Below are 20,456 nucleotides of genomic sequence, written 5' to 3'. Positions count from 1 at the left end.
GCTATGGAAACGAGCTCAACCCATTGATTTGCATGAAGGAATCGCTCGGCTTCTATCCCTTGCAACAGCTAACGCAGACATAGCCAATTCATTCGCCCAGCGCAGCCAAGACGGACGAATAAATTCGCCTTACACGTGGTATCCGTAGCCCGGATAAGCCCCGGCGCAATCCGGGAAGCGTTTCCGGCATCGAGGTTCGACTGGCTCCAAAAAACGCGAACGCCCGGCGCTCCCGCTTGTTCTTCCCCGCATCCCGACCTATCCTGCGCCGGCCACGGTCAATCCCGTGGCCGGGTTTGACAGCCTGAACGGTAAAGCGCGATTGCGCCAGAAGGTGCATGCGAGAATGGCGAGCATTCTTGCAGGCATCAGCACACCCGCAATTTGATTGCGTCATGGTGGATCGCGTGGGGAGACCCTTGTGGTCTGCCGGTCCTTTACCGCCGGTCTGTCAACCCCACGCGGTCTGCCACCCTTCGACTGACAGCGATGGGTGGCAACATCCTTCGGCTACGTTGGTAAAGGAACAGCCTTCATGCACGACGCTCTCACCCCTCACACCTTCCTTCGCTACAACCGCCCCCTGCGCGGCGTGATGATCGACAACCAACCCTGGTTCGATGCCCAGGATTTCTGCCGCCTCATCGGCCATCGTCATCCCCAGCGGATCAGCCGGCTGATGGAGGACGATCAGATTCGTACCGTGCGTTTTCTTCACGCCAGCGGCGGCGAAGAAGACGCGCAGGTCATCAACGAATCCGGTACCTATCGGGCCCTCGGCCGATACCCACATCCGGAAAACCGCAGCCTGCGCCGTTGGCTCAACGTGGAGGTGATTCCCGCTCTGCGCGATGCCTTCTCGGCCGACACCCAACAGCCCCGCCGCACCCAGATGACCTGGGCCTCGCAGCGGGTGAGCCTGCTGGAATGGCAAGGCAAGCTGTGGGTGCCGCTGGACAGCCTGCCGTGGTTCGGGACACGGCCCATGGAGGAGGCCGGAGGCGGTTTGTTGAAGCGCTGGTTGCGCTAAAGCGGACGAATGAATTCGCCTTGTAGGATCGAGCTCTGCTCGCGATTGGACAATTGCATAGCCTCGTATCACCAAACCTTGGCCCCGGATTGCGCCAAGGCTTATCCGGGCTACGGACGGTCTGGCATCCACGTCGAGCCGTGGCGAGGAATACTCGCCACGGCTGCCCGTATCACTGGATGGTGACGCTGTAGTCCTCCACTTCGCCGTAGTTGAAGGTCCCGCAGGCCGCAGGAGCGTTGTTGTAACGCATGGCCACGCGCATCCGGGTCTTGCCCTTGGTGGCGCTGGCCGGTACCACCAAGTTACCGGTGACGACCGTCGATGACGCCCGCGCCGAGCTGAACACCTGCTCGCCCTGGTCGGAGAAGTCGCCGTCCTGGTTGAGGTCGATCCATACCTTCCAGTATTCACCGTAGGCCCGCCCGGAGAACTGCGGGGTCAGGCGCAGGGCGTTGGTGCCGCGTTGCAGGGTGGCGGTCTGGCTGGTGAAGTCGGAGTAGCGGCTTGCGCCCGAACTGTTGCTCAGGCCGCCCACGCTGACATTGGCGATCCACTCGCTGTCGGCGTTGCTGCTGCCTGCCGCGCAGTATTCGACAGGCCCGCCTCCGGCGCCGACTTCGAGGAACACGGCGGAGACCGCGCCCCAGTTGCCGTCGACATCGCGGCTACGCACATAGACGAGGTGCTTGCCTTCGGTCATCCCGGTGGTGTCGATGCTGGCATCGACCGTCTCGGTCTTGGCGTCGAAGCTGCCGTCCTGCGCAGCCATGGCCACCGGCATGGCGCCGTCTTCCCAGGGCGCCTTGTCGATGTAGTACTCGGCGGCGGCGATGTTCTGGGTCGGTTCGGTACCGTTGCTGTTGTTGAAGCGGCTGTCGGTGACCTGGGCGGTCAAGGTGACGGTCTCGCCGGCTGCCACCGGCCCCTCGGCGCTCACCGCGACGGTGGTCACGTCCGGCCCGGCGGGGGTCAGGTAGGGCGTGCGCACCACTTTGGCGGCGTAGATCAGCGCCGGCAGGTTATCCGGCTTGATGGTCTTCTCGTAGGTCGAGCAGCTCTGGAAGAACTGCGTGCCCAGTTCGAAGGTGTAGGCCGCCACGCCCAGCTCGCCATAGCTCACGCCGTCGCTGGTGCCGTCGGTGGGGTAGAGGCCGACCGACTGTTCGGGGCTGTAGCCGTTGAAAAAGGCGAACTTGCGCCCGAGGGTCTGTAGTGCGGTGGCATTGGGTGCCGGCTCGGTGGTGTCGCCCCAGGGCCACAGCACCAGGCGGCTGTAGCTGTGGATGTCGAGGTGGATACCGCTGGTGTCGGCAGGGGCCGCATCGCCCCGGTTCGGGCCGCGGCGGTCCGGCCAGATGCTGCGCGCGTAGTTCTCGATGGCCTGGATTTCCGGCTCGGAACCGGCGCTGGGGCCACGGTAGGTCAGGTTGCACTCGTCGCCGCTGGAGCCTTCGCCATTGGTGCTGTTCCAGCCGAAGGTGAAGTTGCGGTTGAGGTCCGCGCCACGGGTATTGCTGGTGGCGCCGCAGTAGTTCTGATTGGTGTTCTTGCGCCAGGAGAGGCCGGATTCAGCCTTTTTGCGGCCGTCCGGGTTGGTGTGCAGCATCAGGTGCACTTCGTGGTGGTCGAGAATCCAGGTGGCATCGGCGTTCTTGCCGTAGCCGTCGATGAGCCAGCGAGCGAAGGCGAGGTTCAAGGGCGCGGTGGTGTATTCGCGGGCATGGATCGCGCTGTTGGCGAACAGCTTCGGCTTGTCGCCGCCGGTGGCCTTGTTGGTCAGCTTGAGCACCTTGATGTCGTAGCCGCCCAGGCCCTGGCTCTTCTCCCAGGAGTCGCCGACGTCGATCCACTCCGCCAGATCCGGGTGCTCTGCCGCCATGGCTTCGGCGGCGGCGAAAGTCTCTTCGACGGTTTCGTAGCAGCTGTAGCCGGGGATTCCGGTGATGCCCGGCTTGGCGGCGATGGTGGCATCGCCGGCCGCGGCCAGTTGGGCACGCTGCTGGAGCTGGTCGAGGATGTCGTTGCGCTTCTGCATGAACTCCGTGGCCGGCGAGAAGGTAAAGCCGAAGACTTCCAGCTTCTTCATTTCCTCGGGCTCAAGTTGCATGACCAGATAGCCGTCTTCGTAATGCGATTCGAGCAATTGTTCGTGGAAGCTTATTGCGGCCTTGCGGGCGATCTTCTGGTTGGGGAAGTGCACCTTGTAGATATTGGTGACGGCTTTTTCCTGTTCCAGCAGGAGTGCGTTTTCCCGAGCCTTGTCAGGCTGCGCCTGAAGATTTGCACTGGCGATCGACATGGCCAAAAGAGCCATCAAGGGGAGTGCGGTCGTTGTGGCTTTCATTTCGATTCCTTGTAGCTGAGGTTATTCCTGGCGACGGGCCCGTCTGCAGGCCCTCGCATGGCTGCACCCTCATGAGGCGCGCCGGTTTTGCACAGCAAATGAAAAGCCCCGATCTGCTTACAACTTGGCCTTAACAACCCACTACGTCTGTTTATTGTTGGTTGTTGTTCATCCGCAGCAGAAAGAGAAATCTGAACTTAGGAGTACCTGACCAACCTGTCAAACTTGGCATATTGCCAGTATTTAAATTGATACCGTGTCAATTGTCGGTTACTTGTCGAAGGATGAATCGGTTACGGCTTAACTTCCGAAAATTGAAGCTGGCACTTGTGTGGTAATAAGTTAACGTTGGGAAGTTCATTCTTATTTGTCGGGAATAATCATGGCCAGACACTGGCATTTCCTCTGCGGCGTACTAGCGCTGACGTTCCTGGTGGGCTGTGCGCAAGCCGGCGCCGAGCGGCCGTCGACACCCGAAGCCAGTGAATCTGACCAAACCCTGGGCGAAGACTTCCGCACTTTGCGCGCCCGCCAGGGGCATTTCTCGGGCGGCAGTTGGAACCGCGACCTGGACCAATGGCAAGGGCAGAAACACCGGACGATGCAGGAGCTGCTGAAGCGGATTCTGTCGGGAGGCTACGACGCAACCCGCATGAGCGCCTTGCTGGGAGAGCCGGACCAGATTCTGCAGCCCACGAGCCCGGACTACGGCTACCCATTCGAACAGACGCAGTGGCAGGGCCAACCCGAGGGCGACTTGTGGCTCTACCACTGGCGAGGGGCGCACGACCAACTGGTGTTCGCGGTGAAAGATGGCCGGATTCTTGCCGGGGGATGGTTGTATGCCGGTGAGTGACTACGGTGCAGGTGGGGGAGCAGGGCGGGCCTGTGGGAGTGAATTCATTCGCGAATGACCGACAGACCCGCTTCGCGAATGAATTCGCTCCCACGCTGAGGTCCGGACATTGCCATTTGTAGGAGCGAGTTCTGCTCGCGAATCGGTCACACAAAAGCTTCGCCAGCAAGCTGGGCTCCTACGAAAACGGTGGGTACCGTAAGCATCGTTGGCAGGAAAGCTTGTCCATACCAAGCTCAAAGAAAATAACGCAGTACTAGCGACACGCTGCCAAAGATCACCGCCATCAGCAGCCAAGTCCGGGTCGCGGGATCCCGCCAGCCTCCTCCTGATCGCAGTAGTTGCCACGCCGCCGCAAGGGCAAAGAATAGGGCGATCAGGGGAAACAGGTTCTTCGGTTCGAACATCAACCCATCCCCGCCAACAGTCGTTGTTGCCGTCTCGCCGGGGCGCTGGTGGGGAAGAGCGCTTCGGTCGGGCGGAACCGCGCCAACGCGCAGGCCGCTGCGATGCGTTGGCGCTGCTGGCCCTTGCGCAGTACGTGCAGGCATTGTCGCTCGCTCAACGGCGAGCCGAGCAGGTAGGGTGTTCCCCCCTGGAAATTGCCTTGGTTCGCCTGCCACCAAGCCTGTACCAACTGCGGGTCGGGCCAGGGCAGGTCCTGGTCCGGGTCCATGGCCACGTTGGGATCGTGCGGGTCGTCCGTGGGGCCGGCATCGTAGTCGGGGGTATCGACCAGCTCCAGGTCCAGCAAGGCCAGATCGGCCCCGGTAATCAGGCTGAACGCTTCGCCAGCCACCCGCGCATGGGGCAGGTCGCCCATCTGCTGGATCAGCCAGGGAACGCTCACCGGGTCGCCCAGCAGGCCGGTGCCCTGGATCACCAATCGGCGCTGCTCGACATTCGGCGCGAGAGTGCGCAACCAGGCCATGGATGCCTCGCGCTTCTGCCAGCAGAGCAACACGTTGAGGGCACGGCCTTGGTGCTCGCCCGGCCGTTCGGCGAACTGCCGAAGTTGCTCCAGCGCTTCCTCGTCACCCATCTGCGCCGTCGCCCAGTTGGCCCAGAAGCGTACGTTTTCGTCGGCATGCAGGCGGTGCGCACGAATCGCAGCCATCAGGTCGCGCCGCCGCAACTCGCCGGTCGTGCGCGCCGCACGGGCCAACACGCCGGAGTCGGCATGGGACAACCCCGCCAGCAACGCCGCCCCGGGATCGTGCCGGTGCATGCCGCAGGCAGCGAGGCCGAGACGGCGAAACAGCGCTTCCGGCGATCCCAGTAGCTTCTCCACCCAGGGCTCGACTCGGGACCACTCCAGCCAACCCAGAGCTGCGGACATGAAGCTGGCGCCGTCGGGGTGAGTACGCAGATGTTCGGCCAGTCGAGTCATGGCGGAGGTATTGGCGGTTTCGAATGCTAGCACCGAGGCTGCGAAGATTTCGCCCTGGGCGCTCGGCTCCAGTTCCTTCAGCATCAGGTCCAGGCTTTTTAGCCCGCCTATCTGTAATGCATCCAGGTGAGCTTCGATGCGCGTGTCGAGATCGAGCAGGTGCGCGAGGTCATAGTGCGGGGCGTGCACCGCAAGGTCGCGCAGCCCAGCCAGAAAACCGGCCTCCTCGATATGCTGGTCGATGACGGTACTAAGGCTCATCGCCGATCAATTCTCCGGACAAATATGACGCCGCCACGTGCCGCCGTCGAAACTGAGCACGCATTCGTCGCCAGCCACCCACAGCACATCGGGCTTGGCATCGATGGCGTAATAAGCCTTCTTGCCCTTCAGTGGCACCTTGGTCTCGCGTAGATGCATGCCGTCGTACTCGAGCAACTGGTCGGTTGCGGTCACGTAGAGCTTGCCGTCGAACTCAACCATGTTTTCCAGCACTTCGGCGCATAGGTCGCGATCGCCGATATCTGTCCATCCCGTCTGCGCGCTGCCTCGCAGTAGGATCCCGCCGGACCCACCGATGTATACCGTCCCATCGGCGGCGCAGTGCACGCAGTAAAACGGTAGGTTGGTGGGGGCCACCGATGCGAGCCAGCCTTTGCCGTCCCAGTGCCAGATGGCACCGCCATCGCCGACGGCATAGACGTCGTCACGCGAGAACCCGTCAATGCCGTTCAGGCAGGCCGTGACCTCGTCCTCCAACGGAACATAGAGACCTTGGTCGATGCGCTGCCAAATACCATTGCTTTGCCTCAATACCTGGTTCTGCGTGCCGCAGGCATAAAGTTCGCCATCCACCTCGCAGAGGTCCATCAGATAGACATTGTCGATGTCCAATGTGGTGTCGGTGCTGGACTGCCCGGAGGGATGTTCGCGTAGTAGCCCGGCCCGCCCGAGGAAGCAGTAATTACCTTTCTGCTGTCCGCTGAGAGGTGCTCTTTGTAGAGCGCTGTAGACCACCTCGGGAATGTCGTAGACATGGAACCAGTCGTCCTGGTCGATCATCATCACCCGGGTTACGCTGGGCTCCGAGCCCTCCAGATAGAGATGCCCGGCGAGCAGCGCCTGCTCCGGTCCGATCGCGATAATGTTGGTGAAGTAGAGGGCGGTTTCGCTCTTTGCCATGGTTCAGATCCTATGGGCGACCCGCGGGTGCTGGTGCGGAACGTGCGGGTGGTATGACTTTGCCCGCCGCGCCCGAGGCGCGGAGGTTCGAAGTGTTGGTGCAGCCTGGTCCTTTCTTCGGCTTGGCCTTGTAGTACTGGTCGAGCTGGAAGGCGACGCACTCCTTCTCTTTTTTCGTCAGGTCGCGCGGGGGGCTCAGCGCGCCTCCTGCCGAAGCGGCCGCGGCGTTGCGTGCGGTTTCGTATTTGAACGGCTTGCCCTTGTCGAAGTGGTCCAATTCGACCGGATCGAACTTCGCATGGCAGCGCTTGTGTGAACCCTGGTGCTGATTGCCGCGGGACACGCAGATCACCGGGGCTTTCGAGTGACTGTAACCAGTCTTGCCGCGCATGCAGCGGCCGGGTATCAGGTGATGGCCAGTCTGCGCCGCTCCGCCCGCCGTGTTCGGACAGGCCTTGCTATAGGGCTGTAGGCGCAGGTGCCCCATGCCGGCGCACTTGCCGCCCGGCTTGAAGGCCGCCTTCATCTTCGAGGTGTGCGGCCAGGTTGCCGTGTTGCCAGGAGAGGGGTTGTGGTTGTGGGTGGTCAGATCGAGATGGCGAACGACATTCAATCCTTCGAACTTCACGTCCATCGACCAAGAGATGAAATAGACCTTCCCGGTGTTGGTACTGGTGATAATGCCTTTCTTTGGCGCTCGCCCAGCCTCGTCGCCATAGCTCTTCTTGAAGTGGCTCTTGTTCTTGAGCATCACTTCCTTGCCGCTGATCTTGACGGTCCGACTGCCCTGCGTCGTGTCCTTCGACATGCCGGTATTCGGATAGGGGATCGGTACGCCCATGGGGGTAGGCGGTGCCTGCGGCGGGGTGAAGCAGACGTCGGGAAACGAGGCTATCGATTTCCCCGACGCCGACTTGCAGGAAAGTTCTCGACCATTGGCGTAGACCTCGTTGGCCATCTAGATCGCACTCACTCGCTGGTAGCCGAGCACCATTGCTGCCCGCTCGCCCGCATCGTTGCCCAAATGGCAGAGTACTTGCGCACTGTGGCCATAGCCTTTGCGTGAGGCAGCCAGGGCAATGCACAGCAGCGCGGGTCCGGTCATCGCTCCGCACTCGCCGATGCAGTCCGCAGGACTCCAGAGCTCGACGCGCTCCTTGCGTACCCGTAGGGTACGGCTCAGGGCCAGCGCGGCTTCCTTGAAGTAGTACTGCTCCCCGGTCAGGTCGGCGAGACGATAGTTGATATGCTCGAAGCCGAAGCCGCAGTCATCGAACGCCGCTTTCACCGCCTGGGTGAGACCCTCCGCGCGGAACGGCAGCCCCTCGCTTTCGACGGTAGCTTTTTCCCTTCCGAAACCAAGCCCAAGGCACAGCAGTTGCGGCTCTTCACTGGCCCACGCGGCGGTCACCAGTATCGCCGCAGCTCCTTCACCAGGAATGAAACCGTTGACGCAATGGCTGCTGAGAAGCCGGTCTCGCTCCTGATAGGCCGCCAGCGTCGCTGCCATGAGGTAGGAGTCGACACCTGCGATCAATACCTTGGAGCACCCCTGTTCGATGAGCCTGCGTGCGTTGAGCAACGCCACTGCGGCGCTCACCCGGCCCCGCGGGATCACGCTAGAGCACTCATGGAAGCGTAGGCCGAGACGTTTCTCGATGGCCTGCAGCAAAGACTCGTCCAGGCGCTCCAGACGACCGGGCCGGTCGCTCTCGGCCACGCCGAGCAGCAGCGGAATACCGTGGACGTCAGCGTCGGACAGACCGGACAGGCACTCGGCGATGGCCATGCTGGCCATTCCCACCAGTTGGGCATACCCGGAAGACGATTCAGGTAGGATCACGGGCGCGCCGACTAGCCATTCCCCTGCCTGGTCGATGAAACGGGTCTCCTGGAAGTTGTCCAAGGCGCAACGTATCGCTGCGCAACTGGCCGGTGCGCTGAGGCCGACCGCGCTAACCATGCCTGAGGAGACGATGCTCAGGGCCTGGCTCATAGGTCATCCTCCTCGGTCTGGCGACTGCGGACCAAGGCGGAGAGCGTGGGGTAATAGTCCTTACCCAGCTCGCGAGCGCGCCACCAGGCGGTGGACATGGTCCCCACCAGCACCTGGGCGATCTCGAACATGTTGCGTTTGAGGGGGCGACTGGTGCGCCAGGTGACTTCGACGGTGCGGCTGTCGGTGTCGATGGCCAGGGTATCGATCACCGCCTGCACGGTCTCGTGGCCGCCTTTTTTCAGGAAGAAGGTCACTGGCACCTGCATGGTCGGCACCTTGAAGCCAGCGCGTTCCTGCGGTGTGAGGTTGAGCAGCAGCACATCCTCGCCGCCCTTGAGGTGATCGGTCTGCTGGTCGGCCGGAGCGGCCTGGAAGTAGCGGTTGTCGAAGTCGGGCGGCAGGAAGGGAAAGCAGTCGGCGAGCCAGGCGTCGTCGTAGGTGCCGGCGAAGGCGGCGCGTTGCGGCCAGCTACGGCCGATGGGGCCAAGGGCCATGGGGCGATAGTCACCGCTGGGGCTCTCGATGGGCTGGTTCAGCGCTTCGGTGCTGGGCAGCGGCATGCCGACGATATTGGCGGCGGCAATCGCACGGGGATACCAGCCGCATCCGCCCGGGTTGTCCAGGTAGCAGTGGCGCATCTCCGGTTCGTTTTCCATGGGGTGATTGCCACCGAAGGCCTGGGCGTAGGAAATCTCCAGTTCGGTGAAAGGCTGCGGCAGGCTCGGGCCGATGCCGAGCAGTGCATGCTCCCAGTGACGCGGACCGACCACCGCAAACGCCTTGCTGACCTTGCCGACGCGAATGCCGGCGGTAACCCGCGTGGCCGGGCGGCCGTCAGGAGCGTGGGCCTTGCCCAGCACGAGCACGTCGCAGAAAGGCTTGATCGGGGCGAAGTCCATTTCCTGGTGCGGTGCGGACAGGCCCGGTTCGCCGAAGAAGGTGTCGGCCATCAGCAGAGGACGTTGCCGCTCGGCGAGGCGTGCCTCGCTGCCATCCAGCGGCATGTCGAAGGTGCCTTTGGCGACCACCACCAGGGATTCGCGTCCGTCCGGGGCGAGGCCCTGGGTGTAGGCGGCAGCGAGGCGTGTGGCGTTGAGCAATTCCATTCGCGCGCGGCCTCAGTTGATCTGCACCGAACCACCCTTGATGCGATTCGCACCGGACGATCGGCTCGACAGATAGGCGCCGCGGATCAGCACCTTGCCTTCGCGGGTGAGGGTGATGCTGGCCTTGCCGCATCGCAGGACGATCTCGCGTTCGGCATGCAGCTCCAGGCGCTGGTCGTCCAGTTGCACTTGGGCGACCGGAGCGGGGGTGACGGCCTGGCCGAGCAGGCGGCCGATCACCAGAGGGCGGGCCGGGTCGCCGTCTTCGAACATCAATGCCACCTGGGTGCCGATGTCCTGGGGGGCCAGCAGGGCGGTGGTGCGGGCGGAGGTGCCTTGCTGCTCGGAGCAGCCAGGGTAGGTCACCACGGGTGTACCGGCCTGCGGCAGGTCGAGTAGAACGCCGATGACCACACCGTCGATGCGGGCCTGGCTGGGTAGCGCGTATTGAACCGTCATGCCTGTCACTCCTAGTTCTGCAGGATCTTCCGTCCCTTGATCACCACGTTCTTGTTGGCCTTGACGTTGATCGCGCCGGAGCCATCGATGGTGATGTCCTTACCCTTGATCTGAATGGTGCCGTCCTTCTTCATCGTGATGCTGGCGCTGCCCGTCTTGATGGTGATCGAGTCGCCGGCGTCGATGACCAGGTTCTTGCCCACCTTCAGGGAGTCGTCCTTGTCGATGCCGGTGGTGCGTCCTCCGTCGACCTTGCGCGATTCGTTCGATTTCACCGTGGTCGACAGATTGGAGCCGACATCCACCGAGCGGTTGGAGCCCACGTTGGTCGACTGGTTGCGGCCCACGTTGATGTCCTGGTTGGCGCCCACGTTGACGGTCTGGTAGGCACCGATGGCGATTTCCTGGGCGGCGCCGACGGTGATCGTCTCGTTGAGGCCCACCGCATGGGTGCGTTGCAGGGCCACGGCGGCGGTCTCGTTGGCGCCGACGGTGATCGTGCGGTTGCTGCCGATGGTGATGGTTTCGTTGCTGCCGACGACTTCCGTGCGGTTCACCCCAATGGTGATGGTCTCGTTGTTGCCGACGCTCTCGGTGCGGTTTACGCCGATGGTGATGGTTTCGTTGTTACCCACCGTCTCGGTGCGGTCATGCTGGACGAGGACGGTCTCGTCGTTGTCGATGGTCTTGCTGCGGTCGTGGCCGACCCAGTGGGTCTCGTCGTTCTCGACCTCGATGTCCTGGTTCTTCTCCGCGTGGATGAAGAGCTGCTCTGCGCCTTTCTTGTCTTCCATGCGGATTTCGTTGAAGTTCGCCGGCGTGCCGCCCTTGCTGGAGCGGCTCTTCACGCCGCTCTGGGTGGCGTTGGCCGGCAGGTCGTAGGGTACGGTTTGCTCGGCGTTGTAGACCCGGCCGGTGATGATCGGCCGGTCGGGGTCGCCTTCGAGGAAGCTGACGATGACTTCCTGGCCGATCCGTGGAATCTGGATCGCGCCCCAATTCTTGCCGGCCCAGGCCTGGGACACGCGCATCCAGCAGGAGCTGTTCTCGTTGGATTGGTCGTGGCGATCCCAATAGAAATGCACTTTCACCCGGCCGTACTGGTCGGTCCAGATTTCTTCGCCGCTGGGGCCCACCACCAAGGCGGTCTGCGGCCCCTGGACGATGGGCAGTGGGGTAAGCGGCAGGGGGCGAAAGGTCTGGCTGGCGTCCATGCAATCGAGGTCGCTCTCGTACTGCAGCATGCCTTCCATACGGCCCGACTCGTAGCTTTCCTGGGTAATGCGGTAGCGCGCTCCCACCACCAGGTATTCGCGGTTCTGGTCGTCGCGGGGATAGTTGGTCAGTTTGAACAGGTGGCCGGAGCCCAGGCCGCGTGCCTTGCCGCGCAGTTGCACGCGCTCGAACTGCGCCTGGATGGCTTCGATGCGGGTACGGGCATAGTGCTCGCCGTCCTTGCTTTGCACGTACTCGCCCGGGTAGTCGTAGAGCGGGTAGTCGCCGTGGGCGTGGCTGCGCGACACGCTGGAGCGGACCTCCAGGCGCGCGCCGGGTCGCTGGAAGTCGTAGTCGTTGAGCGCAAGGGAGCCGGATTGGACTTCGCGGGCCAGGCGCCAGTCGAAGAAGTGGTCGCGTTCGCGCTGCTCGTCGGTCGGTGGGTAGTAGGGCACGCTGGCGTAGTTGCTCACCGTCGAATGCGCGCCGTAGGCGTCGGCCAGTACCAGCACGTGACGGCTTTTCTCGTGGCGGAAGTAGTAGTAGATGCCTTCCTGCTCCATCAGCCGGCTGACGAAGTCGAAGCTGGTCTCGCGGTACTGTACGCAGTATTCCCACTCGCGGTAGGTCTGGCTCAACGAGTCCTCGAAGTCGGAGAAACCGAGGTCGCGGAACACCTGCTTGATGATGTCCGGCACGGTGCGGTTCTGGAAAATCCGGCAATCGGAGGTGCGGCTGAGCAGCCACAACCAGGGCCGTAGGCTGACATGGTAGCCTGCGAACTGGCCGTTGCCGGCGCCCTGGCTGCAACGGCTGACGATGCCGTGGAAATAGCGTTTGCCGCCATCGTGCAGCTCCAGCGTCAGGGTCATGGGCTTGCCCAGCAGCTGGTCGAACTTGACGGACGGGTCCTCGGAAATCAGCTCCAGTTCGTACTGGAAGATTCGTCCGAGTTCTTCGCTGCCATCCAGGCTCTGCAGGGCCAGCACGTTCTCCCCGAGGGGGCTGGTGACCTGTACCAGTCGCGTGTTCTGTGTAATCGCCATCGATAGTCCGGCCTCGCTCAGGCGCTAGCCGCCCCGCGTTCGAAATCGTAGTGCAGCGCGTTGTCGCGGCCGCTGATATGCACCCCGGCCAGCGGCCGGCCCTCCAGCATCCGGGTGAGGAACTCCCGGCTCAGGTCGGGCAGCAGCGTGTTGGTGAGGATGGCGTCGATCATCCGGCCGCCGCTTTCGGTCTCGGTGCAACGCGAAACGATCAGATCCACCACCTCCGGATCGTAGTCGAACGGCACCTTGTGGCCGGCTTCGACACGGCGTTTGATCCGGTCGAGTTGCAAGCGTGTGATGCTCTTCAGCATTTCATCGCTCAACGGGTAGTAGGGGATGGTCACCAGGCGGCCGAGCAGGGCGGCCGGAAAGACCTTGAGCAGCGGTTCGCGCAGGGCCTTGGCGATGCCTTCCGGGTCGGGCATCAGTTCCGGGTCGCTGCACAGGTTGGAAATCAGCTCGGTGCCGGCGTTGGTGGTGAGCAGGATGAGAGTGTTCTTGAAGTCGATCAGGCGGCCTTCGCCGTCTTCCATCATGCCCTTGTCGAACACCTGGAAGAAAATCTCGTGGACGTCCGGGTGGGCTTTCTCCACCTCGTCGAGCAGCACCACGCTGTAGGGCTTGCGCCGCACGGCCTCGGTCAGCACACCGCCTTCGCCGTAGCCCACGTAGCCGGGCGGGGCGCCCTTGAGGGTGGAGACGGTGTGCGCTTCCTGGAACTCGCTCATGTTGATAGTGATGACGTTCTGCTCACCGCCGTACAGGGCTTCGGCCAGGGCCAGGGCGGTTTCCGTCTTGCCGACGCCGGAGGTGCCGGCGAGGAGGAAGACGCCGATCGGCTTGCTCGGGTTGTCGAGGCCGGCACGGGAGGTCTGGATGCGCTTGGCGATCATCTCCAGGGCATGGTCCTGACCGATGATGCGCTTCTTCAGTTGCTGGTCCAGGTTCAGGACGGTCTCGATCTCGTTGCGTGCCATGCGGCCGACCGGGATACCGGTCCAGTCGGCCACCACCGAGGCCACGGCCTGGTAGTCCACACTAGGCAGGATCAACGGCGACTCGCCCTGTAGCGTGCTCAAGCGCTCCTGCAATTCGCCGAGTCTGTCGCGCAGAGCCTGGCGCTCGGCATCGTCGAGGCGGCCGGCCGGTGCGTCCGGAGCCGAGCCGGTGTCGTCGACCGCTTCTGCCGCGCCACGCAACTGGGCGCGCACGGCGAGCAGCTCGTCCACCAGTGCCTTCTCTTCGCTCCAACGGGCCTCCAGCGCGGTCAGACGCTCGCGTTCGGTGGCCAGCGCCGCTTCGGCGTCGGCGCGGCGGCTGCGGATATCGATGCCGATGGCCTGCTCGCGCTCGATGATCGCCAGCTCGGTGGTCAGCGCTTCGATGCGCCGACGGCTGTCGTCCACCTCGGCGGGCACCGCATGCAGACTGATGGCGACCCGCGCGCAGGCGGTGTCCAGCAGGCTGACCGACTTGTCCGGCAACTGCCGCGCCGGGATGTAGCGGTGGGACAGCTTCACCGCCGCCTCCAGCGCCTCATCGAGGATCTGTACCTTGTGGTGCTGCTCCATGGTGGAGGCGACGCCGCGCATCATCAGGATCGCCTTCTGCTCGGACGGCTCGTCCACCTGGACGACCTGGAAGCGCCGGGTCAGGGCCGGGTCCTTCTCGATGTGCTTCTTGTATTCCGCCCAAGTGGTGGCCGCCACGGTGCGTAGGGTACCGCGGGCCAGGGCCGGCTTGAGCAGGTTGGCCGCATCGCCGGTACCCGCCGCGCCGCCGGCGCCGACCAGAGTGTGGGCTTCATCGATGAACAGAATGATCGGCTTGGGCGAACTTTGGACGTCTTCTATTACTTGGCGCAGGCGCTGTTCGAACTCACCCTTCATGCTCGCGCCGGCCTGCAGCAGGCCAACGTCCAGGCTGCGCAGCTCCACATCCTTGAGGGCAGGCGGCACGTCGCCGGCGACGATGCGCAGGGCGAAGCCTTCCACCACCGCCGTCTTGCCCACCCCGGCTTCGCCAGTGAGGATCGGGTTGTTCTGCCGGCGACGCATGAGGATGTCCACCAGTTGGCGGATTTCCTCGTCGCGGCCGACGATGGGGTCGAGCTTGCCGTTGCGGGCCTGTTCGGTGAGGTCGACGGTGAAGCGCTTGAGCGCTTCCTGCTTGCCCAGGGCGCTGGGTGCCATGGCGCCGCTGGTTTCGCCGGGCGCGGCGGCATTGAAACCGTCGGTGGCGGACAGACCGTTCTCCGGCGAGTTGCCCACGTATTCATCGAAGCGCTCGGTTAGCGTCTCCACCTTGAACTTGTCGAACTCGCGGGAAATCGCCAGCAGGGCATGGCGCAGGCTCGGTGTCTTGAGGATGCCGACAATCAGATAGCCGGTGCGCACCTGACTTTCGCCGAACATCAGGCTGCCGTAGACCCAGCCGCGCTCCACCGCTTCCTCGACGTGGGAGGAGAGGTCGGTGATCGAGGTGGAGCCGCGCGGCAGGCGGTCCAGCGCATCGCTCATGTCCTTGGCCAGCCGGGCCGGCTCCACGTTGAACTGGCGGATCAACTGATGCAGGTCGGAATCCGGCAACTGGAGAATCTGGTGGAGCCAGTGGACCAGTTCGACGTAGGGGTTGCCCCGCAGCTTGCAGAACACCGTGGCGGCTTCGATGGCTTTGTAGGCGAGGCTGTTCAATTTACCGAACAGCGCGGCGCGGCTGATTTCGCTCATGTTGTTGTCTCCTCGGTCCGTGGGGTGGAGGGGCTTTCCAAGGCGTAATGGCGACCTAGCGAGAGGTCCGCGGGGTCCGTTTCCGGTGTGCCCAGCCAGGTGTTGAAGCCGAGCCGGTCGCCGCCGTCGAGGTTGATGGGCGGCACGTCTTCCTGGCGCAGGACCAGGTTCACTTCCCAGTCCAGCTCTTCGCCCTGGTATTCCGCGACCCAGGCGGCGAGTTCGCCGAACAGCTCGCCGTCGGGCAGCAGGCGCTGGTAATGGGAGAGATCCAGCGGGCCCAGGCGAATGCGGAATTTGTGCTGCCGGTCCCAGACGTGGCTGCCCAGGCAAAGGTCTTCGCCGAGCGAACTGGCGCTGTGGCCGAGCCGGCTGCACTCGGGGAGTTCCAGCCACTGTCCGATGTACTCCTCGATGCTCACCGGCAGCTCGAAATAGGTGGAGAGAATGGCGCTGAGCCCGTCCGGGTAGCGGGTCTGCGCTGCCAGATGGCCGGTGTAGTGGTAGCGCGCGCTGTCGGAGATCGGCCCCTGGCCGAGCAGGCTTTCCATGCCGCGACCGGATAGCGCACCCAGGCGCGCGGCCCAGTAGTCGTCGTCCGGGCGGTCGTGGCTGACCGTCGGCCGCGACTCGGCCCAGGCGCGGTAGAAGAGGGTGAGCAGGCGGTGGTTGAACACATCCAGGAAGCGCTTGAAGGTCGGATCGCTGTGGTGCCGCGCACGTTCCCGGGCATATTCGGTGAGGTGCAGGGGCAGCGGGCCGTTCGGTCCGGTCAGACCGAAGAAGAACTGTTCGAGGCGCGGCGGGCGGCCGTCGGTTCCGGGCTCCACGGCGGCCAGGGTCGAAGGGGCGAAGCCACAGTCCGGGCGTTGGCCGAGGCGTAGCGGGTCCTCGCCCAGGCGTACCGAGTGGCCGATGCGCGGGCGTTCCGGTAACTCGCACTCGATGCGCCGCAGCGCCTGGAAGAAGTCGTAGCTCCAGGGCTCGGCCGCCATCTCGGCGAGCGTGTTCAAAGGTTCGGACGGCGTCCGGGGTTCGCCGGCCATCGCATCACCTCGCCTCGTTCCGTGGTGCGCAGCACCGTTTCGGTAAAGCTGTTGATCGACACATAACGGGTCAGGAAACGCTCGAACACGCTGCCGAGGAGGAAGACCCCGGTACCGCGGAAGGCGTTTTCGTCGAATTCCAGGCTGATTTCCAGGCCACGGCCGAAGACGATCGGGCCCGGCATCGGCAGGCGCCGGGTGCAGGGCCGGCTGCGTACCTCGCGCAGCCCCTCGATCTGCAATTGAATGGCCGGGTCGCCGGGGTCGCCGTACAGGCGCAGCAACTCCCGCAGGGCCGCTGCCCCTTGTCCGTGCTCGGTCAGCGACAGGTAGTTCAGCGAGAGCTGGCTGATCAGCCGCCAGGCGCTGGCGTCGTGGGCACGGCTGGCGCGCGGCCGGCTCGGTCCGGCCAGGCAGCGCACGGCCAGCACGGGGGCACTGTCTTCCAGGGTGAAATCGCTTTTCGCCGTGCCCACCGGCATCAGCAGCGGCAGGTCGCGGTTGGTGCACAACGCCTTGACGCCCAGTTGGCGCAGATCGTGGCGATAGGGCGCCTGGTTGGCGTCCACCAGGGAGACGAACGTCTCGCTGCCGACGTAGCTGGCGCGCGGCCCGCGCCGCCGCCGCTGGCTGGACAGCCGGCGTGGCTCACGGCGGACGATGTAGTAGGCCTGCTCGCGACCGTAGCGGGCCGGGTCGCGCACGGCATAGAACGGTTGGAACGGTTGCTCCGGGCCGCTGCCGTAGCCGATGACCTGTTGCAGCGAGTGGATTTCGAAATCCAGCGGGCGGGTACGGTCGGCGATCACGTGATGTTCGTGTACCCGTTCGGACAGGTGGATGCGGTCCGCGCGCCGAGGGAACAGGTTGATCGCCGGCGTGCAGAAGAGCACGAATTGCTCGACGCCCAGCGTACCTTCCAGGGTTGGGTCCAGTTGCTCGAACAGGACGATCAGTTCCAACTCCTGGCCGGCACAGCGGCGGACGGCCGGACCCAAGCCGGTGAACTCGGCGAACAGGTAGCGATGGGGCAGGGCGAAGTATTCCTGCAACAGTCGATAGCCCTGGAAGGCTCGCGGCACCACCGGCAGCAAAGCATCTTCGTCATCCAATCCGCGCGGGCGCAGCGCTTTCAGCGGCAGGCGCTCCACCCAGTCATCCTGCGGGCTCTTCACGAACAGCGCGCATGCCTTGCCGAACAGTTGCTCGTAAAGGCGGAAGGGTTGTTCGTCGGCGCCGTGCAGGTAGAACGGCAAGCTATCCAGGCCCAGGCTGTTGAAGGGCAGTCCGGCGCCGGTACGCAGGCGCAGGCGCAGGCCGGCCTTGGCGCGGGGCTCACTGGCGGCCAGGCGCCCGAGGGTCGCTGCCGGGGTGCCGAAATATTCGACACGGGCAACCTCCAGGGGCCAGAGCGTGACCGGGTGGGCCGTGCGGTACTCGCAGGCGGTCTGCTCTTCGTGACCGAGCAGCCCTCGCAGCGCCGAGTCACGCTTGACGGTGAAGCCGCCGGTCAGCGAGCCCTCGTTGGGGTCGGCCTGGAGTTGCACCATCACCATCGACGGGGTGGGCGCCAGGTAGTGCGGGTAGGCGATTTCCAGCAGGTTATGGGTGAAGGTCGGGTATTCCGCATCCAGCTTCAGCTGCACCCGTGCGGTCAGGTAGGCGAAGCCCTCCAGCAGGCGCTCGACATAGGGGTCGGCGCAGTCGATACCGGACAGGCTCAGGCGGCTGGCGATCTTCGGGTATTCGCTGGCGAACTCCGCCGCGCTTTCGCGGATGTGCAGCAGTTCCTGGTTGTAGTAATCGAGCAGGCGAGGGTTCATCGCGGCCTCCGCTGCTGTTCGGCCGGCATCACGCGCACGTGGCCGGTCTCGAGGTCCAGGTTGGTGGTGAGCAGCATGCGCAGGGGGACCGGCTCGGCCCAGAGGTCACCCTCGATCTCGAAGCTCAGGGCGTTGTGGTCCATTTCTTCGGGTCGCAGTTGCGCACGGACTTTCAGGGAGCTGCGCAGGATGCGCGGCTCATAAGCGGCGATGGCCTCGGCGAGGAGTTCTTCCACCGCATGGACATCCACACTCGACGCGGTATGGCCGGCCAGCGCCGGCAGGCCGTAGTTGAGCACCGAGCTGCCGGCGGGAATCTGCGTGCCGGTGTCCGGATCGAACAGGGCGGTGGTGTTGAACAGCCAGGCCAGGTCGCGCAGCACCGATGCCTTGAGCTGGTTCAGCGACATGATCCGGCGGTCGGCGCCTTCCCGCGGGTTGCCGGGCTCTTCGTCGGTCAGACGATCCAGCAAGGACGGCTGCAGGCGTTCCTGGGGCGTCAGTTCGGCCATCTCAACCTTCCACCGGGTCGAAGTTGAGACTGCGCAGTTCGAACAACGGGTAGTCGCCATTATCGGTGGCGAACAGGCGTTGTCCGAGCGGCCGGTTGCCGTCCCAGTCGGTCTTGCGCGCGAGACGCGCGGCATCGTCGCCCTGGGTGGGGGTTTCCGGGTAGCGGCTGGGGATCAGTGCAACAGTGGTGCCGCCGTTGATCAGTGTCAGTTCGGCGGGCAGCCAGACGAGATCGCGCAAATCCTCCGGTGCTTCCGTCTTGAGGCTGCGCAGGTTCTGCATCGGCAGCCAGGCGTAGCGGCCGTTGACGATCACCTCCAGTACCGGGCCGAGGCGCGGGTCGGCATCGGCGAACCAGGCGAAAGTCTCGTCATTCGCCTGGCCGGCCACCGCCTGAGCGGTCTCGAACGCTTGATCGCGCAGACGGGCAGCGGCTTCGGCCTGGCCTTCGCCATCGAGGCGCAGTGCCTGGACCAGCAGCGCGACCCAGTCCGCCGGTTCGCCAAGCAGCACCGGCGTCACCCGACCGGCGAACACTTCGGCCCGCAGCGCTTCGCAATCCAGCGCGGCGCGGTAGATCTGCACCATGGCCAGGGCCTTGGCTTCCAGCTCGCCGGCGACCGTAAGCTGCTTCTGCGCACGCGACCATTGCCCCATGATCGCGAGCAACTGGAACAGGAAAACCCGCAGGTCGGCGTTGCCCGGCTGGCTGCGGACCTGCTCCTGAAGCGCGTTCAGGGCATCGTCGATGCGTCCGGCACGGAGTAGTTCATCGGCATTCATCGCGGCTTCCTTTCATTTTCGGCCGGTGCGGTGTCGCTACCGTTCCGGCAGGGTCGGGCGGATCAGGGACGGGATTCGAACAGGCCGATGAAGACCTTGTCGTCCCACTGGATCGGCGGACAGGCCGCCACCCGGCTGACCGCCTCCGAGGGTTCGAGACCGGTGCCGAGGGTCCTGACCGCCTGGATTTCGGTGCGGCAGTCCTGGCTGTCCGGCACCTTTTCGCTGCTCTCCACGAGCAGCACGCGGTTTTCCCCCACCTGCAGCGTGCGTAGCCCGCCTTCGCGGTCGCGGTGGAACTGGCAGGGCCACTTGAGTTGCAGGTCGAGGTCGGCCTGGCCGGGCTCCACCAGCGCACAGCGTCCGTCGTGTTCCTCCAATGTCAGTTGCCGTTCGCCCAGGCGAGCCTCTGTGGCGGTGTCCGCGCTGGTCTGCGCGCAGGCGGGCAGGGCGATGCATAGGGCAGAGTAGAGCAGGGCGTTGAGTGCTCGCGTCATGACAGCTCCCAGAACCAGACCTGGGCGGACAGGTTGGACGGATCGTCGTAGGTCTTGGTGAACCCGCGGTTCCACAGGTCGATGTGGTCGCCCACGGCGCGGCTTTCGCCCCGGCGTGTGAAGCAGTCCTTGAAGAAGATGATCCCGGTCTTGTCGTTGAGGGTGCGCTTGGCTGCCGCCCCATCGGTATAGATGCGCGGTCGCCCGAGGTGACGACGCCAGAGCCAGTTGGCGAGGGATTCGGCGCCACGGGCATGGCCATGGCTGCACTTGGGTTCGGAGTAGGTGTTGCGGTCCACGTGGATGGTGCGCTCGGCATTCAGGGTGATGCTCATGCGGATCGCGCACTGGTTGTCCCAGCCACCGTCGCAGGGGTGGTTCTCGCTTGGGTAGTTATTCCAGAGATTGATGAATGCCGGCGTTGCCATGTCG

At 64.3% G+C, this 20,456-nt stretch carries 18 protein-coding genes; 2 read left to right on the top strand and 16 right to left on the bottom strand.

Annotated elements, in window-relative coordinates; genetic code table 11:
• Positions 1–535: 535 nt before the first annotated feature.
• A complete protein-coding gene (locus BZL41_RS13985) occupies positions 536–1,030 on the top strand; it encodes a BRO family protein (RefSeq protein ID WP_095599859.1) in 495 nt (164 codons plus the stop codon).
• 172 nt (positions 1,031–1,202) lie between these two features.
• Here BZL41_RS13985 and BZL41_RS13980 read toward each other — a convergent pair whose 3' ends face one another.
• A complete protein-coding gene (locus BZL41_RS13980) occupies positions 1,203–3,377 on the bottom strand; it encodes a M14 family zinc carboxypeptidase (RefSeq protein ID WP_095599858.1) in 2,175 nt (724 codons plus the stop codon).
• A gap of 382 nt (positions 3,378–3,759) precedes the next feature.
• Here BZL41_RS13980 and BZL41_RS13975 point away from each other — a divergent pair, with 382 nt between their 5' ends.
• Positions 3,760–4,233 carry a hypothetical protein gene (locus BZL41_RS13975; protein WP_095599857.1) on the top strand — a complete coding sequence of 158 codons (474 nt, stop codon included), beginning with the start codon at positions 3,760–3,762 and terminating at the stop codon, positions 4,231–4,233.
• Positions 4,234–4,469: 236 nt separating this feature from the next.
• Here the strand turns inward: BZL41_RS13975 and BZL41_RS28545 are convergent, their stop codons facing one another.
• The 15 genes from BZL41_RS28545 to BZL41_RS13905 all read right to left on the bottom strand — a co-directional run bounded on the left by BZL41_RS28545 (position 4,470) and on the right by BZL41_RS13905 (position 20,452).
• Positions 4,470–4,640 (bottom strand): hypothetical protein, encoded by a 171-nt coding sequence (locus BZL41_RS28545; protein WP_168191002.1) that lies wholly within the window; start codon positions 4,638–4,640, stop codon positions 4,470–4,472.
• On the bottom strand, positions 4,640–5,884 hold the full coding sequence (locus BZL41_RS13970; RefSeq protein WP_095599856.1) for a TIGR02270 family protein: 1,245 nt from the start codon (positions 5,882–5,884) through the stop codon (positions 4,640–4,642). Before BZL41_RS13970 ends, BZL41_RS28545 begins: the two co-directional genes overlap by 1 nt.
• 6 nt (positions 5,885–5,890) lie before the next feature.
• The gene (locus tag BZL41_RS13965; RefSeq protein ID WP_095599855.1) at positions 5,891–6,805 is read right to left on the bottom strand and encodes a hypothetical protein; all 915 of its coding nucleotides are present in this window, start codon (positions 6,803–6,805) and stop codon (positions 5,891–5,893) included.
• A 10-nt stretch (positions 6,806–6,815) separates the two neighbouring features.
• A complete protein-coding gene (locus BZL41_RS13960; RefSeq protein WP_095599854.1) occupies positions 6,816–7,763 on the bottom strand; it encodes a DUF4150 domain-containing protein in 948 nt (315 codons plus the stop codon).
• Positions 7,764–8,801 (bottom strand): 3-oxoacyl-ACP synthase, encoded by a 1,038-nt coding sequence (locus BZL41_RS13955; RefSeq protein WP_095599853.1) that lies wholly within the window; start codon positions 8,799–8,801, stop codon positions 7,764–7,766.
• Positions 8,798–9,910, bottom strand: a complete 1,113-nt coding sequence (locus tag BZL41_RS13950; protein WP_095599852.1) for a DUF2169 domain-containing protein — start codon at positions 9,908–9,910, stop codon at positions 8,798–8,800. Before BZL41_RS13950 ends, BZL41_RS13955 begins: the two co-directional genes overlap by 4 nt.
• A gap of 12 nt (positions 9,911–9,922) precedes the next feature.
• Positions 9,923–10,369 carry a DUF6484 domain-containing protein gene (locus BZL41_RS13945; RefSeq protein WP_095599851.1) on the bottom strand — a complete coding sequence of 149 codons (447 nt, stop codon included), beginning with the start codon at positions 10,367–10,369 and terminating at the stop codon, positions 9,923–9,925.
• Between the two features lie 11 nt (positions 10,370–10,380).
• Positions 10,381–12,630 carry a type VI secretion system Vgr family protein gene (locus tag BZL41_RS13940; RefSeq protein WP_095599850.1) on the bottom strand — a complete coding sequence of 750 codons (2,250 nt, stop codon included), beginning with the start codon at positions 12,628–12,630 and terminating at the stop codon, positions 10,381–10,383.
• A 17-nt stretch (positions 12,631–12,647) separates the two neighbouring features.
• Positions 12,648–15,362, bottom strand: a complete 2,715-nt coding sequence (tssH, locus tag BZL41_RS13935) for a type VI secretion system ATPase TssH (protein ID WP_095599849.1) — start codon at positions 15,360–15,362, stop codon at positions 12,648–12,650.
• Positions 15,359–16,408, bottom strand: coding sequence for a type VI secretion system baseplate subunit TssG (tssG, locus tag BZL41_RS13930; protein WP_095599848.1), 1,050 nt, complete (start codon positions 16,406–16,408; stop codon positions 15,359–15,361). Before tssG ends, tssH begins: the two co-directional genes overlap by 4 nt.
• Entirely contained in the window at positions 16,372–18,231 is a 1,860-nt protein-coding gene (gene tssF / locus BZL41_RS13925; protein WP_095599847.1) for a type VI secretion system baseplate subunit TssF, read from the bottom strand. Before tssF ends, tssG begins: the two co-directional genes overlap by 37 nt.
• Entirely contained in the window at positions 18,228–18,743 is a 516-nt protein-coding gene (gene tssE / locus BZL41_RS13920; protein WP_095599846.1) for a type VI secretion system baseplate subunit TssE, read from the bottom strand. Before tssE ends, tssF begins: the two co-directional genes overlap by 4 nt.
• Before the next feature lies 1 nt (position 18,744).
• Positions 18,745–19,527, bottom strand: coding sequence for a type VI secretion system accessory protein TagJ (locus BZL41_RS13915; RefSeq protein WP_095599845.1), 783 nt, complete (start codon positions 19,525–19,527; stop codon positions 18,745–18,747).
• Positions 19,528–19,589: 62 nt separating this feature from the next.
• Complete coding sequence (locus BZL41_RS13910; protein WP_095599844.1) at positions 19,590–20,024, bottom strand: hypothetical protein; 435 nt, start codon at positions 20,022–20,024, stop codon at positions 19,590–19,592.
• On the bottom strand, positions 20,021–20,452 hold the full coding sequence (locus BZL41_RS13905; RefSeq protein ID WP_084335101.1) for a type VI secretion system amidase effector protein Tae4: 432 nt from the start codon (positions 20,450–20,452) through the stop codon (positions 20,021–20,023). Before BZL41_RS13905 ends, BZL41_RS13910 begins: the two co-directional genes overlap by 4 nt.
• Positions 20,453–20,456 lie beyond the last annotated feature (4 nt).

It is taken from the genome of Pseudomonas sp. PIC25, assembly GCF_002286785.1.
Classification (GTDB): domain Bacteria; phylum Pseudomonadota; class Gammaproteobacteria; order Pseudomonadales; family Pseudomonadaceae; genus Pseudomonas_M.
Note: the sequence above shows the minus strand (reverse complement) of the source record. Positions and strands in the feature narration are given on the sequence as shown.